Annotated in this window: 10 protein-coding genes; 6 read left to right on the top strand and 4 right to left on the bottom strand. The window is 57.9% G+C overall.

Annotation, left to right across the window (positions count from 1 at the left end):
* Positions 1 to 89 precede the first annotated feature (89 nt).
* Complete coding sequence (locus tag BLV09_RS33440) at positions 90 to 908, top strand: IclR family transcriptional regulator (protein ID WP_146690455.1); 819 nt, start codon at positions 90 to 92, stop codon at positions 906 to 908.
* Positions 909 to 1,370: 462 nt separating this feature from the next.
* Positions 1,371 to 2,312, top strand: a complete 942-nt coding sequence (locus tag BLV09_RS33435) for a Bug family tripartite tricarboxylate transporter substrate binding protein (protein ID WP_167558970.1) — start codon at positions 1,371 to 1,373, stop codon at positions 2,310 to 2,312.
* 102 nt (positions 2,313 to 2,414) lie between these two features.
* Here the strand turns inward: BLV09_RS33435 and BLV09_RS33430 are convergent, their stop codons facing one another.
* The 3 genes from BLV09_RS33430 to BLV09_RS33420 all read right to left on the bottom strand — a co-directional run bounded on the left by BLV09_RS33430 (position 2,415) and on the right by BLV09_RS33420 (position 5,887).
* Positions 2,415 to 3,545, bottom strand: coding sequence for a DSD1 family PLP-dependent enzyme (locus tag BLV09_RS33430; protein ID WP_146690453.1), 1,131 nt, complete (start codon positions 3,543 to 3,545; stop codon positions 2,415 to 2,417).
* A 100-nt stretch (positions 3,546 to 3,645) separates the two neighbouring features.
* Positions 3,646 to 4,647 (bottom strand): LLM class flavin-dependent oxidoreductase, encoded by a 1,002-nt coding sequence (locus BLV09_RS33425; RefSeq protein WP_146690452.1) that lies wholly within the window; start codon positions 4,645 to 4,647, stop codon positions 3,646 to 3,648.
* A 55-nt stretch (positions 4,648 to 4,702) separates the two neighbouring features.
* Entirely contained in the window at positions 4,703 to 5,887 is a 1,185-nt protein-coding gene (locus BLV09_RS33420) for a M24 family metallopeptidase (protein ID WP_146690451.1), read from the bottom strand.
* Positions 5,888 to 6,116: 229 nt separating this feature from the next.
* Here BLV09_RS33420 and BLV09_RS33415 point away from each other — a divergent pair, with 229 nt between their 5' ends.
* The 4 genes from BLV09_RS33415 to BLV09_RS33400 are packed head-to-tail and all read left to right on the top strand — an operon-like array spanning position 6,117 to position 10,769.
* Positions 6,117 to 6,962 carry an FAD binding domain-containing protein gene (locus BLV09_RS33415; RefSeq protein WP_244548875.1) on the top strand — a complete coding sequence of 282 codons (846 nt, stop codon included), beginning with the start codon at positions 6,117 to 6,119 and terminating at the stop codon, positions 6,960 to 6,962.
* Positions 6,959 to 7,447, top strand: a complete 489-nt coding sequence (locus BLV09_RS33410; RefSeq protein WP_100386442.1) for a (2Fe-2S)-binding protein — start codon at positions 6,959 to 6,961, stop codon at positions 7,445 to 7,447. The genes BLV09_RS33415 and BLV09_RS33410 overlap by 4 nt, the downstream gene beginning before the upstream one ends.
* Positions 7,444 to 9,753, top strand: a complete 2,310-nt coding sequence (locus BLV09_RS33405; protein WP_146690450.1) for a xanthine dehydrogenase family protein molybdopterin-binding subunit — start codon at positions 7,444 to 7,446, stop codon at positions 9,751 to 9,753. The genes BLV09_RS33410 and BLV09_RS33405 overlap by 4 nt, the downstream gene beginning before the upstream one ends.
* Entirely contained in the window at positions 9,750 to 10,769 is a 1,020-nt protein-coding gene (locus BLV09_RS33400; protein WP_146690449.1) for an LLM class flavin-dependent oxidoreductase, read from the top strand. Before BLV09_RS33405 ends, BLV09_RS33400 begins: the two co-directional genes overlap by 4 nt.
* Positions 10,770 to 11,020: 251 nt before the next feature.
* Here the strand turns inward: BLV09_RS33400 and BLV09_RS33395 are convergent, their stop codons facing one another.
* The gene (locus BLV09_RS33395; RefSeq protein ID WP_146690448.1) at positions 11,021 to 12,073 is read right to left on the bottom strand and encodes an ABC transporter substrate-binding protein; all 1,053 of its coding nucleotides are present in this window, start codon (positions 12,071 to 12,073) and stop codon (positions 11,021 to 11,023) included.
* Positions 12,074 to 12,088: the final 15 nt, after the last annotated feature.

Genomic DNA, 12,088 nt, shown 5'->3' with positions numbered 1-12,088 from the left:
GTTCCAGTTATCTATCTCAACAGAACCTTTTCGCCTGAGACTGTCAAGTCAACGTTGGGCCCTTGCCACCTTGAACCCGGGAGACGTCCGTGGGCCGAATTGCCGTAGGTAGCGGAGAAAATCAATCCGTTACGCGGGCCATCGAACTGCTCAACCTGCTGGCAGACTCTACTGAGCCGCTTGGCGTGCGCGATATTGCGCGGCGCATCGGCGTTGCTCCGAGCAACGTTCAGAGGCTGATCAATACGCTCACCAAAGCCGGCTTTCTTGAGCAAAGCGAGAGCAACGGGCGATACAAGATCGGTCACCGGGCGTTTCGCGTGGGTAGCGCTTTTATCGAACAGAACAATCTCTATTCGGCCGCGATGCCCGAGCTTTATAACCTGGCAAGCCTGCACATCACTGGATTTCTCGGTGTCTTGCGCGAGAACATGGTCGTGTACCTGGCGACCGTGCAAAGCGAGGGTCCTGTTGCGGTGACCCACCGGCCTGGCTCGCAAACCTATCTGCATTCGACTGCGATGGGCAAGGCTCTCCTGGCCGAGATGGACGACTCCAGAATCAAATCCATCCTGACCGCTCGTCCCTTGCCACGCCTGACGCCCAAAACCCAAATCTCGGTGCCTCAGTTGCTCAAGGAGATCGAACTAATTCGTCGCACCGGCGTGGCGATCAGCGAAGAGGAAAATCGCTACGGCTTCTTTTCGGCAGGCACCGTTATTCGCGATTTCAGCGGAACCGCTGTAGCCGTTATCAGCGGCGCCGTTCCCGCGGCCGTGACGGAATCGGATGATCGCGCGAAGATCGCCGAGCAAGTGTATCAGGCCGCGCAGAATGCGTCGCTAAAACTGGGAGCACCGAAGCGCCGGCGTGAATCTCTCTACAAACCGAGCCGCAAAACGCGATAGTCGCGCCAGCGGAACAGCGCTGTTCCCATTTTTCGAACACGCCAGGAGACTCTCTCCGATCAAGCAGTTCGTCTCCGACCCGTCAGTTATGATCTTTGCCAGAGATTCCTGTCCAACGTCAGATTACGAGCCGTTGCGCCTAAATCCGCGCCGCGCTGCCACATAAATTTGCAAACAATCCCCGCATCATCTTCGCTGCGTCCATCTGACACGATGGTGCGGCCGCGCCTGAATTGACACCTCATCCTTGTCATGTAAGCTTTAATTAGAACGATGTGCCGATAAGTGGAACGCCGTTGGGCGATGGTGATCCGCTCCTCCAGTTGGCCTGTGATTTGCTCTGTCGAGGCTGCATTCGATCGCACTACGGTGCGGGTTTGAGAGAGGCCACAGATGTCGTTGTTTAAGAACTGCTCGTCACATTCATTTGACAGACGGGTCAAGCGGGCAAGCATGATCGCGATGTCATCCGCTCTGCTTTGCGCCGTATCGCCGGTTCACGCCGGTAGCTACCCGGATCGTCCCATTCAGATTATTGTCCCATTCACGGCGGGCGGAAACACCGACACCATCGCAAGGCTGATAGCCGATGAGATGCAGCATTCACTCAAGCAGCCGGTGATCGTCGTTGATAAGCCTGGTGCGGGCACAAATATCGGAGCGGAATACGTCGCCACGAGCGACCCCGATGGGTACAGGATGCTCCTCAATGCGCCGGCTTCGTTCGTCGTGAATCAATTCATCTTCGACAAACTGGAATACGACCCCGACACGGCCTTCGCACCGGTTTGTCTTCCTGCGCGCGTTCCGAACGTGCTGGTCGTGCATCCATCGCTCGGTGTTACCACCATTCAGCAACTGATCGACAAGGCGAAAGCCAATCCCGGAGCCCTGCAATACGCAACGGCGGGAATCGGCACGACAAGTCATTTGTCCGGTGCCCTGTTTGCAGAAATGTCGGGAATAGAAACGACCGCGGTACCATACAAGGGCACGTCACAATCCGTCACGGATTTGGTCGCGGGTCGCGTGGCATTCACCATCGACAACCTCGGTCCCATTCTGCCGTTCATCAAGTCCGGTCAGTTGATCGCACTCGGAGTGTCCACAAAGAACCCCGTTGACGTTCTTCCAAACGTTCCGCCCATCAACACGGTGCTGAAGGGCTACGAGCTCAGCCCATGGAACGCTTTGGTGATGCCGGCGAAAACGCCAGACGACATTGTCCATCTGGTCGGACGCGAATGCGATCGTATCGTGCATCTTCCCGATGTTGCCGAAAAAATAAAATCGCTTGGCTCGGACCCCGTTGGCGGCACACCCGAAGAGCTGGCGGCTTTCCTGAAAACCGAACGGGTTCGATGGGAAGCCGCAGTGAAAGCTGCGAAAATTCCGAAGGAATGAGCGCAGGGGAGCACGTGATCCGCCAACCAATCCTGGTCGGTCGCGCGCCTTCGATGGATCAACGCGCGATCGGAGCCACTGGCGGGCTGAAATGCCGGGAAGTCATCGCGTAGCGGCCTCGCGCCATCCATAGCGCGCGGCAATCGGCCAGATCTGCATTTCTGCCTCTTCAACAACGTGATAAAATGCGTGGAGATTGATGGTCGGGTCGCAATGGCTTGCACCCAACAGCACCCTTTGGCCAAGCGCAGGCTGCCTAACCCCGTCAGGAAATGTTAGAATCCCGTGTTCGTCGCCGGCGAAGCGGTAGGCTGCACGCCCGGCCACACCAAGGATTTTGCACGGCGGCGGACCGTTGGTCGCCAGCGCTTTGGTGCCCGCATCAACCGTGACCTCATTGGCTCGGTTTACCGAGACGACGGTTGCCATCACGAACAGGCTCGGCTCGAAGGGCAGCCCGGCGCCGGTCTCGTCGACAATGCGCGCATAGTCCGCATCCATGAAGATATAAGACCCGACCTGAAGCTCAGTGTAAGGGCCAACGCTGTCCTGCACGTGCGTTCCCGTTCCACCTCCCGTGACAATCGTGGGGCGGAGGTTCACCTCGGCCAAGGCTGCGGCAAAGTCCCTGAGCATCGCGGCGGCCTTTTCAGCCGCGGCGCTCCGGGCAAGCGGTTCAGGAATATGCTGAGCATTACCGGCAAAGCCCTGGATGCCGGCGAACCGTAGTTGAGGATGCGAGGCAATCGCGCGGGCCAAGGCCACTCCCTCCGCGACACTGGTAACTCCAGTGCGTGCCTGACCGACATCGGTATCGACCACAATCGAAAGAGGAGGCTGGTCGAGAGCAATTGCTTCAGCGGCAGCACGAACCTGTTCAACGTGATCGAGCGCGATCGTGAGCGGACTCGTTCGATTAAGCGCCGCCAGCCGCGCGAACTTTGCGGGATCGACGACCGGCGCTGTGAGCAGCAAGTTCGGTATGCCGGCTGCGGTGAGCATTTCCACCTCGCCAACCGTCGCACACGCAATGCCGAGCGCCCCTGCCCCGATTTGCAAGCGAGCGATCTCCACCGATTTGTGGGTCTTTGCGTGAGGCCGCAAACTCACACCCGATCGCCTGGCAATCGCGGCCATCTTTTCGATGTTGCGCCCGAGAGCCCCCAAATCGACGACGAGAGCTGGCGTGTCCACTTCGCGCAGTATGGTGTCGATCTGGAGAACGGCTAACAACCTTTAACAAGAGCCATGTCTAACAAGAGCATGTTGAGCTGGGATTGCGCCTTGCGCCGATACGAACCCAACCAATTGGCGGACCGTGCCGGACAAAGGCTCATTTGATATGCGGCATGACCTCTTCGGCAAACCAATGCATCTGCTCAAGCAATTCTTCCTGCGAATTGACCGCAACCGCCATCGCGGCACAATGATCGACGCCCATCGCCTTTAATTGATGGATCTTGTCGATGATCGACTGCGGAGATCCGACCAGATTGGCGGTGACCTGATGCGCCGGATCGCGACCGGTATGTGCCAAGGATACACGATGCGCGACAAGACCGCTCTTCATGTAGGTCTGTTCCGCAGCCTCCTGCGTTTTTCCGACCAGCAGAGAGAACTGGGGAGCGACTTCGACCTCTTTCGGATCGCGCCCAGTGGCCTCGGCATGCTTGCGCAGCGCCTGGATTCGCTCGGCGATCTCGTGGAACGGCCTCCAGCCTGGGAGCCAACCCTGACCAATCTCGGCCGCCCGTTCGACTGCCTTGAGACTGTGGCCGCCGATATAAAGCGGAAACGGATCCTGCTTCGGCTTCGGAAACATCTCGATGTTCCGATAGGAGTAATATTTTCCGCTAAAGGACGACACTTTTTCAGTCGTCAATTTTTGGAATATCTGAAGCCCCTCTTCCATCATATCGCCGCGGTGCGGATGCGCGTACCGATTGCCGACCCAGGACTCGAATTCTTCCCGATATGCGCCGAGGCCGACCGCCATCATGAACCGCCCGCCGGACATCTGATCGATCGTCGCAACCTGTTTGGTCAAATAGACCGGCTCACGATTTGGCATCACCAAGAGGGCGGTACCGACCCGAAGCTTTGTCGTCGCCTGCGCAATCATCGCCAGCGTGATCAGGACGTCGTAAAAATTCGGCGAATCCTTGAAGTGTTCGCGTACATAGTTTGGCGGTGTAATATGGTCATTGCCCCACACCGAGTCGTATCCGAGTTTCTCGGCAAGCTGAGACTGAAGCACCAGATCTTGCGGCGTGCAAAAGTTCACGGGATAAGCCAGCCCCTCATATCCGGTGGAAAGGCAAATCGAGAACTTCATGGCTCGCGCACTCCTTCAGTTCGATCAGAACGGCCGCCGGTCGGCGAAATCAAGTCTAGAGGATTCTCAACCCCGTAGGCAGGGACATCAGCGATTCGGCGCCATCCTTCGTAACCCTGACCATGTCCTCGACCTGCAATCCCGCGAAGCCGAGCTCGTAATATGGCGTTTCGACGCAGATCACCATGTCTTCCTCGAGAACGTCTACCGAGCTCGCGGCGATATTCGGCGGATCATATCCATCAACGCCAATGCCATGTCCGACGTGGCTGCGCGCGAAATGCGGAATGCCTTCTCGCTGAACCGTGGCGACGATTTCCTTGAAAAGGTCGGCGACCCTGAGGCCCGGCTTGATGATATCGTAGCCGCGCAGCACTCCCTTCTCGACCGCCGCGTAATATTTCCTGATTTTCTCTCCCGGATCCCCCAGTGCTGCGCCGCGAGACATGTCGGAACGGTAGTGCCGGTATCGTCCACCGACGTCAAAGCGGATAAGATCGCCGTTCTTCAACTTCCGATCTGACGGTTGCACGTTAATCATCGCGCTTCGATTGCCGAATCCGATGCAGCCGACGACTGGTGCAGCGTCGTTCTCTACGAGATGCGCGTTGAACCTTCGCAACATTTCCCGCTCAGTAACGCCCTCCTTCGCGATCGAAAGCGCGGCGTCGATCGCGCCCTCGGTCACCCGGGCAGCGTGCCTCAGTATTTCAATCTCACGAGGCGTCTTGATCGCGCGAACCCGCTCGAACAGCGAGAAGCATCGCACGAATTTGATATCCGGAAGCGCCGCTTGCAGTTGATCCATGCACTGGGGCGTGATCCCCATTTCATCGATGCCAACCGTTCCGCGTTCAATGCCCCGCTCCTTCATCGCGCCTACCAGCGCATCAACCGAGTTCTTGTAGGCCTTGCTGCTGAACAGCTGATGCTGAAGCTGATCCGCGGCGTCGAGTTGCACGGACCGATCCGTATCGATCTGGAAATAGCCGTATCGGCGAATGTCGCTTATCCAAGGGTTCTGGTCCGGAACAAGATCCAGAAGGCTTGAGTTCACGATGATAGTGGGCTCATGGCCTTCACCAGGAAACAGCACATAGGCCTGCGGACCGCGCCGGACCCACTGCGACATCGCCCAAAAGCCGCTGAGATAGGTCACGTTCTCGGCACAGGTCGCAATGACAGCGTCGAACCCATCCTTTCGCATCAGCGCTTTCAGCCGCGGAACATTCGCCAGCATCAACCTTAAACTCCCTTGACGGACATTGTTCCGATAATAGGAACGACGTTTCAATAAATTGAGCTCTGCGGGGCTCCGTGTCAACTGGCAAGGAAAATTGACACCTGAATTTCACAGTGACATCCTCCATATAGAAACATCGTTCTGATTATCAGAACATCTCAAGGCGGGCTATGGTCCACTGCACGCCATCGGGAATGGGCTCGTGAAATTTCCTCCTCTCAGCTGTTTGACGCCGCGGTCGCTCGACGAAGCCATCGCGCTTCTGGAGTTGCACGGCGGGGATGCCAAGCTGTTAAGCGGTGGTCAAAGCCTGATGCCGATGCTGGCGTTTCGTCTGGCATCATGCAGTATCCTGATCGATCTCAAGCTTATTCCCGATCTCGATCGCATTACCGTTACCAATCGCGGCGTCGAACTCGGCTCAAAGGTGCGTTGGCGCGATATTGAGCACGATGCTCGTTTGCCAGACGCACACCCGTTGCTCTCGATCGCGGTTAAACACGTCGCCCATTACGCGATACGAAATCGGGGAACAGTGGGCGGAAGCCTGGCACACGGCGACCCAGCATCCGAGCTGCCGGCGCTGGCCGTCGCCTGCGGCGCGATGATCGCCGTTGCCGGACCGAACGGGCGACGGTCAGTACCCGCAGAGGAGTTCTTTCTGTCACCCCTCGTGACAGCGCTTGAGCCTGACGAAGTCATCGTCTCCTTGCACTTTCCGCCTTGGCCGACAGAGCGGAGCTTCGGCTTTCAGGAATTCTCGCGGCGCAGGGGAGACTTTGCCATGGCTGGCGCAATCGTCTTTTTTGACAAGGACGAGGGCCGAAATATCCGCTCGCCCCGTATCGGAGCATTTGGGGTCGCAGACACCCCGCTGCGGCTAGAGGAAGCGGAAAAGTTCCTTCTGGGCAACAGCGCGAACTCGCAGATTTTTGAAGAAGCCGCAGCGCACGGCGTTCGGAACATCGATGTGCGGAGCGACGTACATGCTGATTCCGATTATCGTCGATCCCTGCTTGCAACCCTTGTCACACGCGCGCTGGCGGAAGCGGCCAAACGGACACGTCCATGACCTCAGTACCGGTTGCAATCACGATAAACGGGGTGAAGAAGGCGCTGAACCTGTCGTCCCGTATGACGCTTGCGGACGCCTTGCGTGACGTCGTGCGCCTCACCGGAACGCATGTCGGCTGCGAACATGGTGTTTGCGGCTCCTGCACCGTCATCGTCGATGGACTTGCTGTCCGTTCGTGCCTGATGCTGGCGGTTCAGGCGGATGGCTCCGAGATAACGACTGTCGAAGGGTTGGCCCACCAGGGTGAACTTTCAGCGCTGCAAGCGTCGTTTCGGAAGCATCACGCGGTCCAGTGCGGCTTCTGCACGCCAGGCATACTGACGACCATGCACGTCTTTCTCAAAGAGGAGCCAGACGCGGATGAGGAACGCATTCGCGAAGTCTTGTCCGGAAACCTCTGCCGCTGCACCGGTTATGTTCAGATCGTGGAAGCCGTCATGGATGCACGCGCGAGCTATTCCCGGAGCGGACCTGCCGCATGAAGAGATCGAACGCCTATATCGGCAGCCCGCTCGACAGAATTGAAGACTTCCGTCTGCTCACAGGCGCCGGCGCGTTTGTCGGCGACCTTAAGCCGGACAAGCTGCTCCATGCCGTGATCCTTCGAAGTCCGTTTGCTCATGGACGAATCAGGAGAATCGAAGCTGGGCCTGCGAGGTCGTTGGAAGGAGTCGCGGCCGTCCTTACCGCGGCTGAAATCGGCGAGGTCCCCATCATTCCAATTCGACAGCATGGGAAGCCCGAAGGAGAGCCTTATCGCCAACCCGTGATCGCGGACAAAAAAGTCCGGTATGTCGGTGAGCCTGTCGCCGTCATTATTGCCTCGGAGCAGTGCATCGCAGAAGATGCTGCCGAGCTCATTGAAGTCGAAATCGACGAACTTCCCGCGGTCGCGACCCACGAGATCGCCGCGTCTGGCCAGACGCTCCTGTTCGAAGACACCGTCACCAATCTGGCGACGGCTTTTTACGCTCGAATGGGCGATGCTGACGCGGCCTTCGCGACGGCCGAATACAAACGCAGAGAAAAGTTCAGCGTTCAGCGGCATACCGCGTCCCCCATGGAAACGCGAGGCCTGCTTGCCGAATGGGATCCGGAACTTGAGCGGATGATCGTCAGCGGCGCAACCAAGGTGCCGTTCTTCAATCGGCGCGTCCTCGCCGAAATGTTGAAATTGCGACAGTCGCAGGTCGATTTGATCGAAGTCGATGTCGGCGGCGGTTTCGGTGCGCGCGGCGAGTTCTATCCCGAGGACTTTCTTATTCCGTTTGCCGCGCGCTATCTGGGCGGGAAGGTCCGATGGATCGAAGATCGTCGGGAACATCTGATGGCGATGAACCATGCCCGCGAAATGTATGCGGACCTGGAAATCGCCTGTCGTACTGACGGCACCGTGGTCGGCGTAAGGGGCCGTATCGATATCGATCTGGGCGCCTATGTAAGAACCAACGGATTCACGACGCCACGAAACGTGGCTCAGTTCGTCTCGGGCCCGTATCTGATGCCCAATATTGCGATCGATGCTTTTTCTTACCTCACCAGCAAGACACCGACCGGAACCTATCGCGGTCCGGGTCGATACGAGGCCAGTTTCTTTTGCGAACGGCTACTGGATATGGCAGCTAATGATCTGGGCATTGATCCTGCGGAATTTCGCCTGAAGAATTTAATCCCGGAAGATCAGCTGCCCCGTCCGCTCGCGACGATGGCCGGTCTCGACCGCACCTGGCAGACAGAACTCGACAACGGCGCGTACGGTATCGTCATGCAGCGATGCCTTGACGAATTCGGCTGGAACGAAAAGAAGAAGATTCAGGGCCAGATGATCGATGGCCGCTATCACGGCATCGCCGTCGGCAATTTTGTCGAAGGCGGAGCTGGCGGCAGATTCGAAAATGCCCGGATGACGATCGAGACTGACGGAACTGTCACCGTTGCAGTCGGCTCTACGGCATTGGGGCAGGGTCTTCAGACAATATTGAGTCAGGTCGCGGCCGACGCGCTTTCGATGCCGATCGAACGGATCCAGCTATTACATGGATCAACGACGCTGGTAACGCAAGGTTTCGGGTCGTTCCATTCGCGCTCGACCGTTATGGGAGGGTCTGCGATTCTGCTAGCGGCTGAATCTCTCATTGCGATGCTCCGCGATAAAGGCGCAAGGCATTTCGGATGTGAGTACGGCGACGTCTCGGTATCCGATGGCTATGTTCGGTACGGGAAAAAATCCATCGAGTTTTCCACCTTTGCCGGATCGGAGGTCGAACGGCAGTTCGAAAACCACAAGCTGACCTACAGCTATGGGAGCCATGCGGCTCACATCGCGGTCGACCCCGGCACCGGACACGTTGAACTTCTCGATTATATGACAGTCGACGATGTCGGTCGCATCATCAACCCGGCGACCCTACACGGTCAGATTCTCGGCGCCATCGTCCAGGGGCTGGGCAGTACCTTTCTCGAGCACTTGCAGTACGACGAGAACGGCCAGTTGCTGACCGGCTCCCTCGCTGACTATCTTTTGCCGACAGCGACGGATTTCCCAAATATTCGCGGCATTTCGCTCGGCCTTCGCCCCTGCCCGAACAATCCTCTTGGCGCGAAGGGCGCCGGCGAAGGAGGTCTGATCGCCGTCGGGGGAGTGATTGGAAATGCAATAGCGGCCGCGCTCCGCTCGATGTCCGTCGAGCCGCGAGATTTGCCATTGTCGCCATCAAACATCTGGAGACTGATGCAGCAGGTGAAGCCTATGAGCAGTACCCCTAAAACAACCGTGCAACCGCAATGAGCGACCTTCCCAAGATCAGCATACGACTGGACGGCTCAATCCCGCCGCGGGAGTGCGTGGAGCTGGCAGTCGCCGCCGACAAGGCCGGACTTTCAGGCGTTTGGTTTGCGGAAAACGCCTTCGCAAGAGGAATCTGGCCGGCAGCAGCCGCTTGCGCAGTTGCGACCAAACGCGTTCACATTCATGTCGGTGTCTTTAATCCGTTCAATCGCCATCCGACGATGATGGCGATGGAAGTGGGCGCCCTGGATGAACTATCGAACGGTCGGGCCAGCATAAGCCTCGGAGCAGGTATCATGGCAGCTTCTTCCAAAATGGGAATCGATGCAGAAAAGCCTGTTCCTGCGCTTCGAGACGCTTTGATCATTTTGCGCGCGCTGCTCAACGGCGAAGAGGTCAACTACATCGGTCAAAGATTCTCCGCCAAGAAGATCAAGCTCGACTATAAGCCGCGGTCGGGTATTCCGATTTTCTTGGCCGGCCGAGGCAATCTGACGATAAAGTTGGCCGGTGAAGCGGCTGATGGGCTCTTGGTTTCGAATATGTGCTCAGCCGGATACGCCGGACGCTCCGCGGAGTTAATGCGCTCCGCTCGTTTCGGTGCCAAAAATGGATCTGCCGGTCTCGTCGTTCAATACATGCCCTGCATCACCAACGGCGCACCGCTCGAGGCGTTCAGAGATGCAAAACGCATCGTGGGCGAGATGATGCCTCGGTTCTGGGCGCTTGGGCAAAAGGTTTCGTCTGCGAAGGAGGCGCTGCTGCTTGGGACCGGCCTCAGTGAAGAAGAATTTGCCGAAGCAGCGAGCGATATTAACAGCGGCCAAGATCCAGCGGACGTTCTCGACGAGCGCTACGCAACCACATTTTCACTTTATGGAACACCGGAGGAATGCCTGGCCCTTGCGAGGCGCTACAAGGCGGCAGGCGTTGACGAACTGGCATTGACCTTCAGCGGGCCATCCGCGCCGCATGAGATCGCCGCCATTGGTAAAGCCATCGAGGCTTCTGAATAGGAGACGCAGTTCCGGTAGCGCCGGCTGATAACCCAGCACTATGCGAACAAGACGAATGGGCGGTCTAGCCGTGATCCCGATTCCAACTGATAAGGTTTCTTCTAAAACCTTATCAGTGAAGAACTGCCTCCGTTTTACGCCATTCCTATCAGCTAGCAGACTGACTCCATTTGTATGAAAACCTATGCAGTTCAAGCTATGGTTTGCCACGAGCTGCTCATAGGACCACAGAAGAAATTGCCCCATTCGACTCATTTGTAAATGCTGCGCGCCAGATCCAGCATTTCGTTCTGCCGCGCCGGGTCGGAGCCGCCCATTAATTTGACATCGGCTATCGCACGCGCCTCCGGAGAGACCTTATCGAGAACGCCGTGCCGCACGACGCCAAATCCGTCCTGCGCGAATATCTGCTGAACCTCGTCGGACATCGAGAAATCGATATAAAGGCGCGCGGCGTTCGGATGCGGCGCGCCCTTTATGGCAGCGGTCGCATAGAGAACGTAAGGCGCGCCCTCCGCAGGCAGGACTGTGCGAACCGGGAGGCCCTTGAGGTTCTGAATGTCCCCCAAGATGAAGGGCATGTAGATGGCCATTTCTCCGCGCGCCACGCGCCGTGCCGCTTCGCGCTGTTCCCGCGTGAACTGGATAGCCTGTATCGCCAACGCTTCGTTATAGCCCTTTCCCAACTTTTCCTGGGTCACGAAAAACAGAACGTAACCACCGCCGACCGCCCGCATGTCGTCGGACAATATCTTGCCTTTCCACTTGGGATCGGTCAGGTCGCGCCAGCTCTTGGGCTCCTGTCCTGGCGGGACGAGCCGATTGTTGACCAACAGTCCATAATTGATGGTCATGACGGGCGCCTTGAGACCATCGTCCCGGAACGGTTCGACGAGCCCGGTCGCATCGGGTACGGGCTCATGAGGCACGATAGACTTGTCCTCGGCGTTGAGAATGAGAACCTGATTTTCAGAATTGAACATGACGTCACCGAGGTACCGGCCGGCGGATTGTTCGGTGCGTATGCGTTCGCGCAATTCGCTGGCGCGCGCCTCCAGGACTTGCACGGGTATGCCGTATTTCGCCTCGAATGCCCTGGCAATCGCCTTGGTGGAGGGGGCGCCCACAAGCGCGGTGTACAGAACGAGCCCCCCTTCAGCCTTGGCAGCGGCGACGACCTTGTCCCAATCCGCCACCTGCGCGGATGACGGCGCGCTTGCGCCTATCAGCGGCAGAACGACGCACAGGCTAGTAAGTGCTCGTCGCGCGACGGCGAGAGGCGGCCCAAAGCGAAACGCGATCATGATTCCTCCCAAAAC

Origin of the sequence: Bradyrhizobium canariense, from assembly GCF_900105125.1 — a bacterium.
GTDB lineage: Bacteria > Pseudomonadota > Alphaproteobacteria > Rhizobiales > Xanthobacteraceae > Bradyrhizobium > Bradyrhizobium canariense_A.
Note: the sequence above shows the minus strand (reverse complement) of the source record. Positions and strands in the feature narration are given on the sequence as shown.